The sequence below is a fragment of the Tepidibacter hydrothermalis genome, from assembly GCF_029542625.1.
GTDB lineage: Bacteria > Bacillota > Clostridia > Peptostreptococcales > Peptostreptococcaceae > Tepidibacter_A > Tepidibacter_A hydrothermalis.
The window spans coordinates 1,023,796-1,043,932 of the sequence record NZ_CP120733.1 but is presented as its reverse complement, the minus strand read 5'-3'; the positions used below and the strand labels follow the sequence as shown (position 1 = coordinate 1,043,932).

The following is a 20,137-nucleotide window of genomic DNA, read 5'->3' as shown; positions in this document are numbered from 1 at the left end:
AAATGTTTTTTTATAAATTAGATGATAAAGTGTTATTTTCAAACTTTAATTACGATTTAGATGAAATATCAGAAACCGAAGCAATGAATAGTGAAAATACTATATATTTTTTAAATAGATTAAATCCTTTAAATTCAAGAAGAATATTTTCTATTGCACATCCAAGTCTAATTTATCTAGAAAAAGAAAATATAAATTTAATAAATATATGTGATGATTTTGAATTTAACACTCCTTTATGGATAATGGATAAAATAAACGATCGAAAAGTTATGGGTATAAATACAAACTACCCTAATTGGAAAGAATTTACAAATTACACTTTACCTGAATCATGGAAAGTAAATATAGTAGGACTTGGTGATGTGGGCTCTACCCTTTTGATTGGTCTTAAACTTTTAGGCGGAAATACTATAGACTCTATAGGTTTATACGGATTAAACAAAGATAATCTTAAAAGGTTAGAGTATGAGATGAATCAAATAATAGATCCATTTTCAGATGAATCTATGCCTACAATAAGTATAGTAAAAGAAGATGAATTGTTTAACTGTGATATGTTCGTATTTTGTGCTTCAAAAGGAATACCTCCTGTAGGGTCAAAAGTATCGGATGTTAGAATGATTCAATTTGAGGAAAATGCAAAGATAGTAAGTCATTACGCAAAAAAAGCTCGTAATTCTAATTTCAAAGGAATATTTTCAGTGGTATCAGATCCTGTTGATCCACTTTGTAAAGTTTCATTTATATCTAGTAATAAAGATAAAAATGGGAATTTAGACTTTCTTGGTCTAAGTTCAGATCAAATTAGAGGATATGGTCTTGGAGTTATGAATGCAAGAGCTATATACTACTCTAAGAAAGATTCTAATACAGAAAATTATATATCCGAAGGAAGAGCATTTGGTCCTCATGGAAAAGGCCTTATAATAGCTAATAGTATAAATAACTACAATGAAGAATTATCTTTAAATCTTACTAATAAAGCTATAAATGCAAATATAGATGTTAGAAATACAGGGTTTAAACCTTACATTGCTCCAGCTTTATCTTCAGGTGCACTATCACTTATAAATACTATGAAGGGGAATTGGAACTATAGTTCAACTTATATGGGCGATGTATTTATGGGAGCTAAAAACAGATTGACACAATCTGGAGTAGAAATAGAAATGCTACATCTTCCAGAACAATTACTGAATAGAATAAGGAATACTTACAAAGATTTAAATGATATAGATTGCTCTAAATTCTAATATTTAATCGAGGGAAGTGTTATTATGGATACTCTTTATATTGTAATTCCAAATGCATCGCAAGAATTCAAATCATTTATATATAATCTAACCAATGATTTAAATACTGTATGGATCGAAGATGACTTAAACTTACCTGATCTTAAAGATAAAAAAATATTATTTGCATTAGAAATTGATGATTGTGGATTTAACAACACTTTATTCTCTATAATATCTAAATTATACAAAAGAGGAAACTATTCTTTAAGTAACTCAAGTGCAATATTAATAGTTCAAAGTCCAAATGAATTATATACAAAGAGCACATCTCAAAATATAATATTTCTACTAAATCAAATCGGGTGTTCATTTATAGGGCACCCCTTAATTGAAGCTACACAGAATTTAAACAACTTTATGACTTGGAAAAAAAGATTAGGACTTGAACTTGATAATATATATTTTCATCTATCTAAAAAACTAATTAAAAACTTTATGAAGAAACACTATGAAATTATAGATAACCCTAATATACTGGCACTTCATGCAAGCTCTTATAAGACATCTAATACACTGATGCTATGGAATATTGTAAAAAAACACTTAAATAACTGTACAATCAACGAATTTCACGTTGAAAACGGAACAATAACAGATTGTAAAGGATGTTCTTATATAGCATGTAAGCACTATAGCGAAAACGACAGTTGTTTTTATGGAGGAACTATAACTAAAGAGCTTTTGCCTAGTATAAAAAAAGCCGATTGTATAATATGGATATGTCCAAACTACAACGACGCTATATCTGCAAAGCTTATGGCCGTTATAAATCGTCTTACAGTACTTTATAGAAAAATGAAGTTTTACGACAAAACCATATTTTCTATAATAGTTTCTGGAAATTCAGGAAGTGACTCAGTAGCAAAACAACTGATAGGAGCTTTAAATATAAACAAAGGTTTTCACATTCCACCTAATTTTTCTTTAATGGCAACTGCAAATGACCCAAAGAGCATATTAAATGTAGATGATATAGATTTAAAAGCAAAAGAATTTGCAGATCATATTATGGATAATATAAAAAAATAGGAATAAAGCGATTAGTTAATCGCTTTATTCCTATTTTTTAGTTCTTTTTATTTCATAAATCATCTTTATATCTACCTCTTCATAGTGACTATCATCTAAAGCTATCTTTTTAAAACCCAATTTCTCATATAGTCCAATAGCAGCTTTTAATTTGCTATTTGTATACAGAACTATATTTTTGTATCCTAATTCATAGGACTCTTTAATAGCCTTTTCCATTAATTTGCTTCCAAGTCCTAATCCTTTAAAATCACTATCCACTGCCAATTTTAAAATTTCAACAGTATTATGTGATGATGGTTTTAGAGCAACTGTTCCTATTATTTTTTCATCTTTTTTCAATAGATAAACTTTTCCATTCTTATCTAAAATTTCTCTTTCAACATTTTGAATCATTACCTCATCCTTCTCTTCAAGTAAGTCAAACTCCAATAACCATCTCATGTTAAGTTTAATATATTCATCTTTATACTTTCTATCGTATTCAATAATTTCAATTATATTATCTTCCATTATATCCTCCTACTAATTGTAAGTTTAGATTTCCTATATCGTCCCTTTCTTTATATTTGCCTGATTTGACAACTTTCACTCTATTTAAAACCATTTAATTTTTCATAAATGCATAAACTAAATAATAAAACAAATGAAATCTAAGTTCTTTTTTAAGTCTGTTGTTTATCAAGAACTATCAATTTAAACCCATCTAGAGATTAAACTTTAAAGTTATAAAATAAAGGACATTAAAATGTTAGCGAATGTTTTAAATGTTTTTGTATAAAACTTGAATTACAGCGTTTGAATATGCGTTAAAAAAGTTCGTTGTCTGACCGTTAGGGAGTTTAGAACTTTTAGGATATTCAATAAGATGGAATTTTTAGTTTTATTAAAAACATTTGCCACATTAGCGGTATTTTAATGTCCTTTATTTTGAGATTAAATCTAAAAAATAATTTAATATGTATTTTTCAAACATACATATTATTGTACAAAAATAAGGATGCAAGCATCCTTATTTTTTATACGTAAATTCCTCATTTGTAAGTTCAAAATTATCTTTAAGTCCAGATGTTGTATAGACCTCTTTATCCTTAGTTACAAATATAGCGTCTACACCATCTATTGACTCTATAAGCTTCATTCCTTCGTCTAGCCCCATCAAATAAACGCTAGTAGATAGAGCATCTGCATCTATTCCACTCTCTGTTATTATACTTGTACTTATAAGTCCTGCATCTGCAGGATATCCAATTGTAGCATCTAATATATGATGATATCTTTTTCCATCCTGCTCGAAATATCTCTCATAATTTCCAGATGTAACTATAGATTTATCTTTTACACTTATAACCCCAAGATATTCACCTCTAGTATCTAAAGGATTTTGTATTCCTATTCTCCACTTTGATCCATCTACTTTAGTTTCATATGCCATTACATTTCCACCTAAATTAACAAATGCTGATTTGATATCATTTTTCACAAAAATCTTCTTTATTTCATCTCCAACATATCCTTTTGCTATAGCTCCAAGGTCTATACCTTGATTTTCTCTTTTTAAGTATATAGTATTTTCAGTTTCATCAAATACAGCGTCATTATAATCTATATTGCTTATTGCTTGATCTATCTCACTTTGAGATGGAACTCTAGCATTTTCAGTCCCTATTCCCCAAAGATTTACTAAAGGATATACAGTGAGATTAAATTTTCCATTTGTAATTCTACTATATTCAAGTGATTTTTTTGCTACATACATAGTTTCATTACTTACTTCAACACTTTCTTTACCTGCATTTTTATTTACATTCGTCACTTCACTATTGTCCATATTTGCAGACATTTTCTTTTCTATATCCTTTATTCTTTCTATACATTCATCTATAACCTGGTTTGACTTATCTTGATCTTTATCGTAAACCTTAAAATCTATTATTGTTCCAAGTGCAAATGTTTCCCTTGAAACAGGAGTTATTTCTTTATTAGCGCAACCTGTAATTCCAAGTATTAAACTTATAGTTAAAATCATTGCTACAATTTTTTTCATATGTACTTTCCTTTCAAATTATATTTATATATTTCATTAATGATATTAATTATCACTACCTAACTATCTATTATAATTAATTTCTTTGAATAAGTCAAAATTCGTATTTCCATTAAAAAAGAAGAAACAATTAGCTTGCCCTAATTGTTTCTTCTTTTTTATCCTAGTTTGAGTGTTTTTAAAAAACTCTCTTTATTTAAAATAGTTTTAAATACCGGATATCCCAGTACTGTCACCACTGCAAATTCTCCAATGAATACATACGCTGCTGAACTTAAATACGGTAAATTGAATAGATAATGAAGCTCTGCTCCGATTATCAAGCCATTTATTATACTCGGCCAAAGACTTGCTATTAATAAGTTTTTACTCTTACTTATTAAGTATACACTTATAAGTGTAGCTGTACTTCCTACTACAACATCCACCATTCCAAGTGGACTAAATAAATTAGCTATAATACATCCCAAAACCAAACCTGGTATATAGATAGGATTTATAAATGCAAGTAAAGTTAAAATTTCTGATATCCTAAATTGGATAGCACCATAGCTTATAGGTGCTATAGCTATAGTAGCTACAGCATAAATAGCGGCAACTATGCCTATAATTGCTATTTTTTTAGAATCTAATTTCATATTATCATACCTCCTTGTTTTCTTTTAGAAGTGGTTATGCAAGGTGAACACTTCAGCAGCATTTCATTATAACATAAATTTCACAATACAATCAATCTCTAAAATAGTGTATAATTGTAATAATCGCACTAATAGTTTTAATAAGGAGAGATTTTTATGAAAAAAGTTTTTATAGATACTGAAACAACCGGATTAAGTCCAGGCCAAATACTTCAACTTACATACTGTGTATGTGATATAAATGATAAAGGCGAGGAAAAAGTTGCATATTCTAAAAACTTCTTTTTTGATGTAGATTATGTAGAACCCTCTGCACAGCAAGTACACGGATTCAGTGTAGATATATTAAAATCATTATCAAATGGTCAAAAGTTTGAAGATGTTTATAAAGAAGTTGCAAATGATTTGCAAGGAGGCATTTTTATAGCTCATAATGTAAACTTCGATAGAAAATTTGTGGAAGCTGAATTTAATAGACTTAGTGGTATTGTATGGTATCCACATGAGTTTTTTTGTACTATGGAATATTTCAAGCCTATAATGAATTTGAAAAATAAAAGTGGAAGAATAAAAAAACCTAGACTTGAAGAATCTATGCAGTTTCTTCAAGTAAAACCTGATAAAGTTTTAGACGGAGCTAAAAGACTTTTTAACTGTAATGATGTAAACTTTCATGATGCAAGATATGATGTTGCAGCACTTGTATCTTGCTATTATAAAGCAAAAAAACTTGGTTATAATTTGTAATTTATTAATCTGTGAATTATCTTTTTTAAAAAAGACATAATATATTTGTAACACAAAATCAATATATTATGGAGGGATTTTTAAATGCAAAATAATAATGCTAAACAACATGTACAAATGGTTCAACAACAACTTCAAAGTGCTACTGATTGCCTAAATAATGCTCTTAGTACAGTAGAGAAACCACAAAACAGACAAAAAATACAAGAGACTTTAAATGCTGTTAATGGTGCTATGCAATCTGTTAACAACACTTTAAATACTTATCAAGAATAGATAATATCAAAAATCAGGCGATAAATTCGCCTGATTTTTTAATTAAATTAATGTAGTATTAATATCTTGATTTAATCGTTATTCTAGATAATTAACCTCAGTTAATGATTCTATAAACTTCTCTATATCTGAAGTAGGTCTATTACATGAAAAATTTTCACATAGATAAGCTGTTGTTTTATCATCAATCATACCTTGATTCTTTACAAAAGGTACTTTTTCATATAATTTTGGATTTCCATTGTTAAGTATAACTGTTGTAAATGGTAAAAACCTGCTATTGATATTTTCCAACATAGTTTGTGTATCCTTATTATTTCTATCTCCTACAATAACAACTTCCTTTGTATCTATATTAGAAAATAAGAATGCCATCATAAAATAGCTATAAGAATTTGGATTTTCTTTTATCTTTCCAGCAAATAAGTTAAATTGTGACATAGCTTTTTCTTCTAGTTCTTGGTTCCCTGTAAGCTTTGCTAGCCTTAACATATTCATAGTAGCTACAGAATTACCAGAAGGAGTAGCACCATCATAGATATCCTTTGGTCTTACAACTAGTTCTTCACTATCTTTTCCAGTTATAAATAATCCACCTTCATTTTCATCCCAAAATAGATTTATCATATCATTATTTAAATCTATAGCATTTTGAAGGTATACTATATCAAAAGTTGTTTCATATAATTCTATTAATCCCCAAATCATAAATGCATAATCATCAATAGTACCTAGATGAGCTACTTCGCCTTCTCTATATCTCGCTAATAGTCGTCCATCTTCTGTTCTTAAATTATTTAATATAAATTTAGCAGCTTTTTTTGATGCATTTATATAATCTAGATTGTTTAGTGCTCTTCCTCCATATGCCATGGCAGCAATCATTAACCCATTCCAAGAAGTTAATATTTTATCGTCTTTATGAGGATGTATCCTGTCTAATCTATATTTAAATAATTTATCTCTACATTCATCTAATTTTTCTTTTAAGTCTATGTCGTTCTCAGTTTCACTCAAAGAAGTTTTTATTAAATTTGGTATACTCTTTCCTTCAAAATTTCCATCATTCGTTATATCATAATGCTTACAAAACATCTCTCCATATTCTTTTCCTAAAACAGATTTTACTTCTTCTTTATTCCAAACATAAAACTTTCCTTCTTCTCCCTCTGAATCCGCATCTTCAGCAGAATAAAATCCTCCTTCATTAGAGGTCATATCTCTAAGCACATAAGTAAATATTTTATCTGCAATTTGTTTGTATAAATCATTTTGTGTCAGTTGATATACTTCTAAATAAGTAATAACAATCAATGCATTGTCATATAGCATTTTTTCAAAATGAGGAACTAGCCATTTTCGATCTGTAGAATATCTAGAAAATCCAAATCCTATATGATCAAAGATCCCACCTTTGTACATACTCTCTAAAGTTTTTTCAACAATTTCTAATGCTTCTTTTTTTCCTGTAGCTTTATAATATCTTAGTAAAAATGAAAGATTATGAGTAGTTGGAAATTTAGGTGCATTCCCAAAACCTCCATATCTAGTATCAAACATATCCTTTAATTCACCAAATGAATCATGTATCACACTCTTTGACATATCACTTTTTTCATTTATACATAAACTTTTTGAAACTACACTGTGAATATGCTCGCTAGATTTCTCAATATCTTCTCTTTTTTCATTCCATAGTTTTGAACTTTGTTTTAATATATCAATCAAACCAGGTCTTCCATATTTACTTTCTTTAGGAAAATATGTACCTGCATAAAATGGTTTTTTCTCTGATGTCATAATAATAGTAAGAGGCCACCCTCCCTGTCCAGTTAATGTCTGACAAAATGACATGTATATCGAATCTATATCTGGTCTTTCTTCTCTATCTATCTTAATTGAAATAAAATGTTTATTTAAAATATCTGCAACTTCACAATCTTCGAAGCTTTCTCTTTCCATAACATGGCACCAATGACAAGTACATAATCAACAGCAAATTCAGCTATACCCAATAGATAAGAAGATAGGTTTATCTTCTGATTTAGCTTTTTGAAAAGCCTCATCACTCCAAGGAAACCAGTCAACTGGATTATAAGCATGCTGGAGTAAATAAGGAGACTTTTCCTTAGCTAATCTATTAGGCACTCTATTATTTGTTGTCATATTACCACCTCCAATCATAGTAATTTCATTTTTATTATTACCTATTATAAAAACAATATTTTCTTTATCTGTTTAATTTATAAATTATTATTGTGGTTTTATAAAAAAGTTTGATCATAATAATCATCAAAACCATTGATTTATCATAAAAATAAGAACTCACTTTTGAAAAAAGTTTAATCAAAATTGAGTTCTTAATTATTTTAATTATATTTATTTTTATAAAAAAGAGAATTGTTTTATTATATTTACTCAAAGGGTATGTACAAAAGTGCATATCTAAACATTTAACCTATGATTTAAGTACCTTTTATAATCCTCTAAATAGTCTTGAATCGTAAATTCACTAATTGCAACTCCATCACATGATTCAGGATAAAAAGTTGAATCAACAATAGAGTAATCTCCAAAAGTCAACTGAATAGATCCTCTTGCAACTATTGAATTTTCTTTAAACTTTAATACAGATTTAAATGGATAATCGTCCATAAGATATTTTGACTGATCGAGTTTATTAAAAAACTCAAAAAAGTGATCACTATACTTGTGTACTAGGAGTATCGGATATGTGTTCTCTCCACCTGCTTCATAATAGAAATCATACTCGATTGCTATATTAATTTCATTGCCGAATATATCATAGTAACAAATACTTTTATCATTAACAAAATCCATAATGTACTCAGTGCTTCTCGAGTCCTCAAAATCAGATATTATTTCATCAAAATATTCTATTAAATTTCCAAAACATATGTCTAATTCACTCTCGTTTTTGTACTTATCGAACTCTAAGGATTTACCAAAAACGGAATTTAGCATTTTAGTCATTTGAGAATACACTTTCTTTTTTTCTTTGAAACTTTTTCTGTCAAAAGACTCCAATTCCAACTCAATATTATTCAACATATCTTTGGTTATACTATCAAAATACTCAAAATACGTATTGATACTTCTGCTGAAATTTGTAAAATCATTCGACTGTGCAATGAAGTCCTGTGCACTATCTTCGTCGAATCTACTTAATCCAACTTGCTCATAAATACTATCCTGATAGTCTTCCCATAATTCCGCTTCTAATGCTTCTTCATGTAGTACACTCTGTATAAAATTTATATAACGTTCATCGAACTCTTTATTAATCTTCTCTTGGACTTCAATTAATTCATTTTGTCTTTCATCAAGCAATCTCTGAGTATCTTCATAAAAATCTTTAACTAATAATTTATTATGAGCAATAACATTACGTCTATTATTTAAATCCTCCCATTGAGTTAGAAAATCTATATTAAATAGACTAGAAAAATGCTCATCCCAATAAGATTTTGGCTTATCGATACATTTTATTATTTCTGTATCAATACTATCTGTATCCTTCTTAAGTTTCATAATTTTATTATAGAGTTCATTATTAATACTATCGTTTGTATTGTGAACTAAAATACCCACAATTTGTTTAAAGTAAAGACTATACACTGTTTTTCTAATACTAAGATCAGATAGATATTTCTTTGAGTACCAATCATTATTAGGATTAAGCACTCTTCTAAATTCTTCTCCTTGAATATTTTCGTCATACCAGTTCAGTCCATAATGATATGTCATAACAGTATTTACGATATTTCTCATTCTATTCTCAACATCATGAATTTTATCATAAAGTAATTTGCACAATTCTCTTGTCTGATCATCTTGCTGAACAATTGTTGCTTTATAGTATTGCTTAAGTACTCCTAACAAATCAGATTTTAATAAAAAAATAAGATCTTGATTTATCAAAGAATGGGTTTCAATTTCAATTCTAAAAAAGCTATGACCTGAATATTCATTCTCAAACAGGCCAATATCAGCAATCTTTCCATCACAATTACCTATAGCTATTTTCTTTGATATAGCATAACCTTCAAATATCTCTTCATTTGTAATCGATACGTTGTAACTCTTACTTATGTCTGTAATTATACATTGTAAAATATCATTTGAATAATATTTCGATCTTCGTTTATTTGCTAAATACTTGATTTTCATTTAGATACCTCCAAGCTTTTTTATTTCCTCTAACTACTTTTAGTGCCAACTCTATATTTCCATCAATATACATTTATGGGATTAATTTTGATTTTATAGTCAAATTATACCATAAAAGCTAGTTGAAGGATTATTTAAGAGAAATAGTACTTTTTAAAGTAATTCTAGGTTACTTGCAATAAAGCACAAACTCATTTAGATTAACAATAAATTTGTGGTCTTTTTATTTAGAAATAGACTGTATAATCATTGTTTTTATGACTTTTTTAAATTTAGTCTTGATAAGAAATTTTATCTCATTTTCAACATATTATATATGTCTAATATATAATAATTTAGATTTTATAAAAGATGTAAAATCAAAGGAATAAATATTATATATATGATATGTTTCTTTTTATATTTCGTAAATATCATATTAATAACTTTTAATTCATACAGCTCTGTTATGTAAGAGGACTATTAGGACAACTACCATAAATGGCGAACTCCTCCACTTTAAATTGTAGATAGATTTGCGGTTTATAAATTTAACTACCCCCTATAAAAAAATTCATGAAACAAAAGTTGCATTTTTAGTTATTTCATGAAAAAATATAGTGAGAAAAGTAAATAATTAAAAACAAAAAATAATGGTAAATTAATAAAGGTGGAGATATAAATGAGAATTAAATTTTTCTGTGATGAATCCGGTAATACAGGAAACAATTTTTTAGATGAGAAAGACCCTTTTTTTGTGTTGGGAGGATGGCTAGATAAATGCAATAATAGTTCTAATATAGAATTTATTGATGACATAGCTTGCATTTTAGAGAGTGCACATGAAATAAAATCAACTAAATTAATAAAATCTTCAAGGGGAAGAAGAAAAATAAAATCTGTAATTGAGTGTATGGTTAGGTATGATTATTTACCCTTTTTCTCAATAGTTCATAAAAAATTTGCTATTGCTGCAAGAGTGGTTGATGTACTGTTAGACCCTGAGTACAACAATATGGTATCTAGAAAAATAACATATAATGAAGATGCGTTACCTGTTAAAAAATATGCAGAAATAATATATAAATTAAGTGATTATGTATTAAGTAATTTTGCAGAAGCATATAGATATTTGGATTATAATTTAATGTGCCAATCTATAGAATTGATATCTAAAGAATTAAAAGAAATAAATGAAATTGATTTATCAAATAAGGTTTTCAATTCTAAGATTCTTATTAGTGATAATTTAAACGATGAAATAGGATTGGAAAAAAATCAAGCTCCTAATATATTTTCTTTATACACACTTTTTCAAATATTAGATAACTATGGGACTAGAGAGCGTTTAAGTATAGACTTTATACATGACAATCAAAAAGAGTATCGCGATAATATGAACAATATATCAAATCTTTTCTTCAATGATCGTAATGACAAAATAAGATATGCATTTAAACAACGTAAGATATTCTTTAATTCTATAAAATCTTTATCATTTGAAGATTCTAAAAATAATACGCTTATACAATGTGCGGATATTACTGTTGGAACAGTAAATTATATACTTAAGAAATTAATTTTCAACAAAAGTTTAGATAATATTGACAGAGAACTATTGACAACTTTAAAACCTTACATTATATCATGGGGCAATCCACAACTAACCCATTTTATGATTGCTGAAGAAACATTTCAGAAATGGATGAACTATTTCTAAGACAAGTAACGATATCTTTTTTATAGAAAGTTTGTAGTTTAAGTTTTCTATAACTAAGTTGGATTACTTTATTTCTAAATACGAATACACTTATGCTTCTCTCTCTCCTACTGTGTTGGGCGTACATTAAAATAGAATTTAAATTTTACACAAATAAGGACCACTGTTTGTAATCTCATATATTCATTTATCGAAGAAATTTTTGATATCACGAAAAATAGTTGTGTTACTAACCTAATCTTATATAGTTAAGAATATAGGCTGTGTAGAAGCATTCATAAAATATTGACTTACATACAAAAAGTATTAGCATGACATCTATATTATGTCATATTTATAACTTATTGGACATAAGTTAGATTCATTTATACCCTAAAACAAGTATAATGGTTTTTCTAAACTTTCATACATAATAAATAAAGTATATTAAAAATATTGTCAAATTTAATTTACTTAGGAATTATTTTTATGCCTTTTTCTTTTTCTCCAAGAGTAGTATTTATAAATGGATTGCAAGTTATCTTTCTATCTGTAGCTAAAATTATTTCATTACTTTCTATAGTATTAATATAGTATGAGTAATAATTTTTTAAATAATAAATTAGCTGAATACAGGAGGCATCTTTATTCTTATAAAAATATTGAAAAATATTATATTCTTCCCCAGTTGCAAATGTCGAAGCCATTGAATTACTCTTATTGCAATTTATTTTTGATAGTATATTATTAACCAATCTAAAAATATATGTATAATATTCTCCAAAATTAAAAATGAATGGTATAGAACAATAAACAAAATAATTTTTATTCATTATATTTGTTATAGGATAGGGGTTTTGAGTTCGTTTAGGCGAATTTGCAAATTCAAAATATATTCCAATAGACAACCCTTCATGATATTTTACGTCATGTCCATTCCATTTAACTGTTACTGCATACCATGTATTGCTACTTTCTTTTTTTACAAATAAATCAGTTTTCCATATATCTTTTATATTATTAGGTAAGGCATCTCTTAATTTTTTGCTATAAAATGAATTTTTTATTAAATCAATGTAATCTTTGAAATTGTATTCTTTGATTGGACTCCATATCATTTCATCATCTTTAATGCTACTTTTTATATTATCTAATGAAATAGTTGTTTTTTCTGCCCCCCATAAAATCGCATTTATTCTTTCGCAAGTATTCTCTCCTGAAAGATAATTAATTGCCATATTAATTAAATCTTGAATATATGTTTCATTGTAATATATTGCATAAAATACAGCATACTCCCAACAAACACCATTCATACCAGTGTTTTTATAAAAATAATTGTTATAAATTAAGCCTAATTCAGACAAGGTTACTTCTTCAATTTTTTTACTATTAATATTTCTAAAATGTTTTTTTGATACTTTATATAAATAGCCTTCTAAAATTCCAATTAATGAAATGATTTTTTGATTATAGGAATCATAATTCATTATATTTTGTGAGTAAATCTCTGTTATTAACTCGCTCATATATGCGATTCTCCTTTTTATATTCTTCTTGCTAAAAAGCCATATGTAGTTTTAAAAAAAATTAAAGATTTCTAAAGTATCAAAATCTAATTTTTTAGAAATATATACAATATATAAATTTTTATGTACTGTATATATTTTCAAGTTTCTTATCTACATATTTCCTTTTTATAATACAATTATCTAAATAATTTTCTTAATACAGTTTCTGTTATTAATGTAATAATAATCACACTGAAAAATATTTTAAAATTATTAATATTCTACCAACCAAACCATTATCTTCAAAATGACCATAGCCAATTGTAGTAAATGTCATTATACTAAAGTATAGACAATCACCAAAATCAATTAATTTTTCCAATGTAGGTATATAATCTTTGAGATTAGAAGAAAAACAATAATTAATAGTTTCACCAGTACTTGAATTAAGTTCATTCATCATATATATGAATACGTTTAATATTATATATACAAAAGCAAACACAATCCCATTTATCCACTTTCCACCCTAACCACACGTCTAGTTTGTTAATGTAGACATTATTCTCTTATGTAATTTTAAACTTCTATGTAAATATTTTTTACTTTTATAAAAGCATTCCCCATAATTATGTTAAATCATTCTTTAAAAATTGATTAACAAAATTCATCTATTGAGTTATATTTCTTATTAGTAATCATATTTTTATAATATCTTTTAAAGATTCTATTAACGAATTTTTCTTATTTTTCTTTCTAAATATTACTTGCTCCTTATTGTGTTTTATTCAAAATAAGATTATCATAATATGAATGTTAGTGTAAATTTTATCATATATTTATAAAAATAACCATATGTCTGTTATTTCAGTTTATACTAAAAAATCAGACTATGTACTTTGTTTAATATTGAAATTATAGTATATATTTTAAGAAATTTAAATATTCTTCCAAATATCTCCATAACTAAAATTGTCTATTTTCTTATTCTAATTTCCTAATGTTTCTTTTCAAACTTGCGATTATAGTATATTTACTATTTTCGTCTTTTAACCTATATTTAATTTATAAAAATTTAAACTTTATTTAAAAACTACAATTATTTTGTATTCATGATATAACAAATTAATTTTTAATGTTCTGGTACAAAAAATATTAAATGCTAGAGAAATACCTTTTTCAATTAAACTTTATGATACTAAACTAAGTGATTTATTGATAAATTCGACTTCAGCAAGGACACATCAATTTATACCATCGACCTTCCCTTTTCTATTGTATGAAAAATTTCAGTTCCTTTTAATGTTTTGTGACTACTCTAAGTCTTTATTATTTAGAGATTTTAACACTTTTATAAAAAATCTTTAGCAGCTTTTGTATTTCTTTTAGAATTAGACATAAAATCAATTATATATTCATTAGAATCCACTTTTCTATATAAATCCCCATCTCCCTTTAACGTTAATATATGTCTCATCGATTAGCCAATAACTATTAGTTAGTTTCAGATGCTTTCTAATTTTATTTTTTCTCTAGTACATATTGATGAGCCTATCTCATTATCTTAGTATGATTAATATTTAATTATCTTTCTTACATTATTTTTTCCAAATTTTTATAGTTCAAAAGATATTTTAAAATAACTGAACACTTAATACTTTTTTCACACCAGAACCATTATTGCTATTATTTTAAGAAGATATATTTATGAATCTAAAAACAATACTTATGATGCATTTTCAGGAAATATAGTAAAATACAAAATGAAAATATTGAAATATAAGGTTTAAAAAACAAAAAAATTTAGTCTTAAAATGAAATAAAAAAAGTTCTAAAAACCTTTTTACAGAAACTAAATAAAACATATAGCTTATAACATACATTTTCCAAATCAAGATTCAAACTTCCTAAATATACATGTATCTACATATTCACAGTATCTACAGTGTTCAAAATTATTAGTTGGTAAAGGTATGATTCCTTTAAATATCTCTCTTTCTATATCTTTGTCACCAAAATCTTTTCCCTGTTGTTTTAGCTCACATCTCTTTAATTGTATAAATTCATTATAATCTTTTTGTATATTTATCTTTGAATCATTTAAATTTCTAAGTGAATCTTTATTATTTCTCTTTTTCTCATGTCTAAAAAGGTTTATAAATTCTCTTTTTTTATAATCTGAATATTGTGGACATAATTTTTCAAGTAACTTTTTTATATCTTCATCAGAAATTTTCTGATTATTATCATGAAAAGCTTTTAATAAATTTGGGAATCCAACATCCATAGTAAATTTATCTGTAAACGGTTTTGTACCTGCCATTATTTCATAAAAAGCCTTAAGTTCACAATATTTATGACACTTATCATCTACTTCTTTTATATCGATTTTTGAATATCCAGAGATAGACGGAATGTTTTTTTTATTTAAATTTATATTTTCAGTAGGATATGACTTTTGCTTTTCATTAATTCCTAAAACTTTTTTTAATTCTAATTCATAAAAATGTGCATTTTCTTGTTCCGAATCTTGTAATCTTAGCATAATTTTTTTACATGGTGCTTTCAAAGCCATCCAAAACATATATCTTGTAGCATCTGTCTGTGTTTCTAATATAGATAATGCTCGTTCAATCAAAACTCTCTTAAATTCATTTTTTTCATTACATATTTTAAGAATTTCTCTTATTCTCTCTTCTCTTAGAGGCCATGTAAAACTCCCCTTAACCATAGGAAATGAATCTCTATTAATGTCATATAAATACATTTCATCTATATTTTCAAACATTATGTTTTCAACTCTATCAAGCTTTTTTACGTCAAGTTCCTCTTCATAATCATCATCAGTTAATAATTCGATATTATTCAATTTACTAATATATACGGTAATGGCGTCTATGAGATAATTGTTGTTTACCTTTATGCCATGTGCCTTCCCTTTCTCTAATATATTTTTTATCTGTTCAAGTAATTTTTTTACTACAATGTCTTCTTTTTTTGTATTAATATCATTTTCTAGTATGTTTTGTAAAATTTCTAAATGATTTCTCATTTCATTTTCTATATTATTATTATCAAATATTGTTTCTGCTAATTTTTTTATCTCTTTAAGGTAATCTAGTATACGATGTATTCTCTGTTTACTTATAGAAATAGGTCCATATTTTTGCCTTATAATATCCAAATTTCTATTTATTATTGTTAAATCCTCTGCCCTTTTAATCCATTCTTTTAAAGTCTCACATCCTCTAAAATATTCTCTAATATACTCAAGATCATTTAAATAATTCTTTGCGTTATCTTTCTCACTACCTAAAATACCACTTTCAAAAATCTTTTTTAAACCATCAAAACTTAAATAATAATTTTTTCTATTTTTATCCCACATACTATATAGTTCATTTAGAAATATGCCTATAGGATAATATTTTATAGATATTCTCTTGTTATAACTAAGATCTCCACCAAAAATAGCTATATCTTCGTCTATTTTTGATGGGTTTGTAGAAAATACAAATTTTTCTTTTTCTATTGAATCTATTATACTTTGATTATACATATTTCTATCTTTATATACCCTTATCTCTATATCTGGTTCAGAATACTTCTTATAATATTTTTTTACCATATCCGAAACATCTATTCCCTCTAATGTCATGGCAAAGATATTACTAAGATCTGGCGATTTACAATCATCTATATTCATTCTAGGTAAATCTAACTTAATTCCAAATTTTTCATTATAAGTTTTATAAAGAACTTTATTAATAGAATCTGAATAAGGAGAAAAACAAGTTAAGAATATTAAATCAAACCCCAATTTTTCTAGAAAATGAAAAAGCATTTGCTGTGGCGGTGTAATTATGTGAAATCCTTGTAAAATTATTTTTTTTCTATTATTTAATGATACACTTTTTAAATTTTCTATAATTTTTTCGTCTTCTACAATGCATTCAATAGCATCTATAAAATCTTTTTTAAAATACTCTATATTTATCTTATACTTCTCAATTTTAATATCATAATCTGTATAACTATTTTCAATCAACAAATCCTCCGCAACATCACAAAAGAAAAGTTCATCATCCGTTAAATTAGCAAATTTATATTCTTCTAAATCTATATTTAATTCTTTTAATAATTTTATAGAATTTATAAAATCATTTGCATGCTTAAGTGCTCTCATTGCAATTCCTTTATTTACATTTTCTCTATTTTCTATAAGTTTTTTAAGTCTTATTATATTTTTAAGCACAAGTTCAGTATTATCTAGAAACGGAAGAATTTTTTTTTGAACCTTTCCTATAGAAGTAACTTTTTTACTTAATAGTTGTTTTTTTAAAGGCTCTATCATTGCTTGATAAGCTAAAATAATTATTTCAGCATCTTGATATATTTTATTGTCTACATCCTTTATATTTGTATAAGGTAATATATTTATCATTAAAATCCACCTTTCTTCAACAATTCACCATAAGTATATTTCTTAGTATTATTGTTAGTAATTACAACTAATTTTTCTATACTACGAGTCATTCCTACATATAATAAATTTATTTCATCTCTTCTAATTTTTTCTTGTTCTATTTCTAATATATCTGTAAAAAATTTATTCCTAATCTTTTCTTTATATTTAATACCTACTTTACCTGTATATTTTTGAAAAAATATATTTATTAACTCTTTTCTCTCTTCATCTATTCTATAATTGTCGTCTGCTAACATAATAACTGTGTGAAATTCTAATCCTTTAGCACTATGCATAGTATTAACAACTACTAAATCTTCTGCTTTTTTTTGATGACTATCCTGTTCTTCACGATCATGTATCATCTTAAAAGTTAAGAATATATCCAAATCCACTAGACTAGATACTTTACTATTTTTAATGAATCTATCTAAAATTAGATTTAGATCTTGCTGGTATGATTCTATACCTTTAGATGGATTTTGTGTTGCAATTATTTCGCAAATTTTTCCGAAAGGAGTTCTATTTTGTATAGTTTTTAAATAATTATTAAAATCTAACAAAAGATTATCCACATAAGCAGTATCTAATTTTTCTAACTCTTTACAATTAAATTTTCCATAATCCCAGTTTAGATAACTTGTATTTAAAACTTGAAGTTTATATAGTAAATTATCTGGCATAAGCAAGTATCTTATAAGTATTAATAGCTCCCTTGCAGCTTTACTTCTGTATAGATTTCCTCCATTATTAAAGGTACACGATATTTCTTCTTTTAATCTATCTGCTATTTCTCTACCTTTAGAATTTGTTCTCACCAAAATGGATATCCTATCTTTCAAATTTTCTTTTCCTTCATTATCTCGTCTTGCCTTTTCAATATCAGGTAAATTTTCCTTTACTTTTCTGACTATATCTTTAAAACTATCATATCTATCGTATGTTATTTTTTCTATTACACCACCACTATCTTTTGTTACAACAGGATTAACAAACTCTTTTCCAATAAGTGTACTAAAGATTTCATCTATTTTATCTAAAATATTTTTCTGTGTTCTGTAATTTTTCTTTAATTCTATTTTTTGATCTGCAATTTTCTCAAACATTTCCATTGATTCTGGATTAGCACCTCTAAATCCATAAATGGCTTGATTTGGATCTCCAACAGCAATAATTTTTGCATTTGTACTATCCTTTAGTTTCTTCAGAATATTAAATTGTAAAAGGTTAGTATCTTGACATTCATCTACAAATATATATTTTATCCTTCCTATCTTTTCTTTCGTAGTAAACCCATAGTTAAAGATTTCATTAAGCTTATACTCTACATCCTTTAAGATAATTTTATCTTTTCTTATATATATGTTGTCTATTTCACATATTACATTAGTTGAGACATTATATAAAAGTTTACATACCGCTTTAACTCTTTCATCATCATTACTTTCATAAAGTATAAAATTGGATATATCTCTAACATTAAACTTATTATGAGAAATGAATATATTTATTAATTTAATAAGGTCTACTTCACCCATTCCTAATTTCGTAAATGTAATTTTATTTAAATCAAGATACTCTCTCAATTTCTTTGTTATAATATTTTTAAGTATTATTTTTTCATTTGCTACCTTTAAATTTTTAGAGCATCCAAATTGACCACCTAATTTTCCTAGAAGCTCTTTATTGTAAGAATCTAAAGTTACAATTTTTATTTTATAAAAATTTTCTATTAGTTCTCTACATTTAGCATTATGAGAAACTTGCCACCTTTTGTAAAATAACTCATATAGTCTATTCTTAATATCCTCTGTTGAATTATTCGTAAAAGTAGTTATTATCATTTCTTCTGGTTTTACTTTACCTGTTATTAAGAGCTCATATATTATTCTAATTACAAGAGTTGTTTTACCAGTTCCAGCCGAAGCATTTATCTGTATATTTTCTATTTTTGCATACTGTAAAGCTTGATACTGTTCTGTGTTAAAATCCTTTACCCATTTATTTATAAATTTATATTGGTTTTCATTTAATGCTCCATTACATGTTTTATCTGGAACATTCTGTTCTGATTTATATACTTTTATCAAACTTCTAAGCTGCCTCTCTTCAATCTGCTTTTCTATAAATTCATATTGTTCTCCACTCGTTATTATATGTGCTTCTCTTCCCTCAGATATTAATTTTTCAATAAGTCTTATAGTACTTAACTTTTTAAATTCACTAAAAGTAGATGGTAACAACTGAATCATAT

General features: G+C 26.2%; 14 protein-coding genes and 1 pseudogene. 5 read left to right on the top strand and 10 right to left on the bottom strand.

Annotated features, from left to right (window positions below; all coding sequences use genetic code 11):
• Window positions 1-2: 2 nt before the first annotated feature.
• Window positions 3-1,256 carry a lactate/malate family dehydrogenase gene (locus P4S50_RS04450; RefSeq protein WP_277733356.1) on the top strand — a complete coding sequence of 418 codons (1,254 nt, stop codon included), beginning with the start codon at window positions 3-5 and terminating at the stop codon, window positions 1,254-1,256.
• 24 nt (window positions 1,257-1,280) lie between these two features.
• Window positions 1,281-2,327 (top strand): flavodoxin family protein, encoded by a 1,047-nt coding sequence (locus tag P4S50_RS04445; RefSeq protein WP_277733355.1) that lies wholly within the window; start codon window positions 1,281-1,283, stop codon window positions 2,325-2,327.
• Window positions 2,328-2,357: 30 nt separating this feature from the next.
• On the opposite strand, the gene P4S50_RS04440 is transcribed toward P4S50_RS04445, so the two are convergent.
• From P4S50_RS04440 to P4S50_RS04430, 3 genes are all read right to left on the bottom strand, one after another.
• A complete protein-coding gene (locus tag P4S50_RS04440) occupies window positions 2,358-2,840 on the bottom strand; it encodes a GNAT family N-acetyltransferase (RefSeq protein WP_277733354.1) in 483 nt (160 codons plus the stop codon).
• A gap of 499 nt (window positions 2,841-3,339) precedes the next feature.
• On the bottom strand, window positions 3,340-4,374 hold the full coding sequence (locus P4S50_RS04435; RefSeq protein WP_277733353.1) for an FAD:protein FMN transferase: 1,035 nt from the start codon (window positions 4,372-4,374) through the stop codon (window positions 3,340-3,342).
• Window positions 4,375-4,532: 158 nt separating this feature from the next.
• Window positions 4,533-5,012, bottom strand: a complete 480-nt coding sequence (locus P4S50_RS04430) for a QueT transporter family protein (RefSeq protein ID WP_277733352.1) — start codon at window positions 5,010-5,012, stop codon at window positions 4,533-4,535.
• Window positions 5,013-5,168: 156 nt separating this feature from the next.
• Here P4S50_RS04430 and P4S50_RS04425 point away from each other — a divergent pair, with 156 nt between their 5' ends.
• Together P4S50_RS04425 and P4S50_RS04420 are read left to right on the top strand one after the other, a co-directional pair.
• Complete coding sequence (locus tag P4S50_RS04425; RefSeq protein ID WP_277733351.1) at window positions 5,169-5,759, top strand: 3'-5' exonuclease; 591 nt, start codon at window positions 5,169-5,171, stop codon at window positions 5,757-5,759.
• An 84-nt stretch (window positions 5,760-5,843) separates the two neighbouring features.
• A complete protein-coding gene (locus tag P4S50_RS04420; RefSeq protein WP_277733350.1) occupies window positions 5,844-6,035 on the top strand; it encodes an EscE/YscE/SsaE family type III secretion system needle protein co-chaperone in 192 nt (63 codons plus the stop codon).
• A 78-nt stretch (window positions 6,036-6,113) separates the two neighbouring features.
• Here the strand turns inward: P4S50_RS04420 and P4S50_RS04415 are convergent, their stop codons facing one another.
• From P4S50_RS04415 to P4S50_RS04410, 3 genes and pseudogenes are all read right to left on the bottom strand, one after another.
• The gene (locus tag P4S50_RS04415; RefSeq protein WP_331489727.1) at window positions 6,114-7,595 is read right to left on the bottom strand and encodes a thioredoxin domain-containing protein; all 1,482 of its coding nucleotides are present in this window, start codon (window positions 7,593-7,595) and stop codon (window positions 6,114-6,116) included.
• 96 nt (window positions 7,596-7,691) lie between these two features.
• A pseudogene (locus tag P4S50_RS20135) lies at window positions 7,692-8,201 on the bottom strand (thioredoxin domain-containing protein); the annotation flags it as partial.
• A gap of 279 nt (window positions 8,202-8,480) precedes the next feature.
• Window positions 8,481-10,226, bottom strand: a complete 1,746-nt coding sequence (locus P4S50_RS04410) for a hypothetical protein (RefSeq protein WP_277733349.1) — start codon at window positions 10,224-10,226, stop codon at window positions 8,481-8,483.
• A gap of 661 nt (window positions 10,227-10,887) precedes the next feature.
• On the opposite strand from P4S50_RS04410, the gene P4S50_RS04405 reads away from it, so the two are divergent.
• Window positions 10,888-11,925, top strand: coding sequence for a DUF3800 domain-containing protein (locus tag P4S50_RS04405; RefSeq protein WP_277733348.1), 1,038 nt, complete (start codon window positions 10,888-10,890; stop codon window positions 11,923-11,925).
• Window positions 11,926-12,374: 449 nt separating this feature from the next.
• On the opposite strand, the gene P4S50_RS04400 is transcribed toward P4S50_RS04405, so the two are convergent.
• The 4 genes from P4S50_RS04400 to P4S50_RS04385 form a co-directional block, all read right to left on the bottom strand.
• On the bottom strand, window positions 12,375-13,433 hold the full coding sequence (locus P4S50_RS04400) for a hypothetical protein (RefSeq protein WP_277733347.1): 1,059 nt from the start codon (window positions 13,431-13,433) through the stop codon (window positions 12,375-12,377).
• A 229-nt stretch (window positions 13,434-13,662) separates the two neighbouring features.
• The gene (locus tag P4S50_RS04395; protein ID WP_277733346.1) at window positions 13,663-13,920 is read right to left on the bottom strand and encodes an ion channel; all 258 of its coding nucleotides are present in this window, start codon (window positions 13,918-13,920) and stop codon (window positions 13,663-13,665) included.
• A gap of 1,386 nt (window positions 13,921-15,306) precedes the next feature.
• Window positions 15,307-17,859 (bottom strand): hypothetical protein, encoded by a 2,553-nt coding sequence (locus tag P4S50_RS04390; protein WP_277733345.1) that lies wholly within the window; start codon window positions 17,857-17,859, stop codon window positions 15,307-15,309.
• Complete coding sequence (locus tag P4S50_RS04385; RefSeq protein ID WP_277733344.1) at window positions 17,859-20,135, bottom strand: UvrD-helicase domain-containing protein; 2,277 nt, start codon at window positions 20,133-20,135, stop codon at window positions 17,859-17,861. Before P4S50_RS04385 ends, P4S50_RS04390 begins: the two co-directional genes overlap by 1 nt.
• Between the last annotated feature and the right edge of the window lie 2 nt (window positions 20,136-20,137).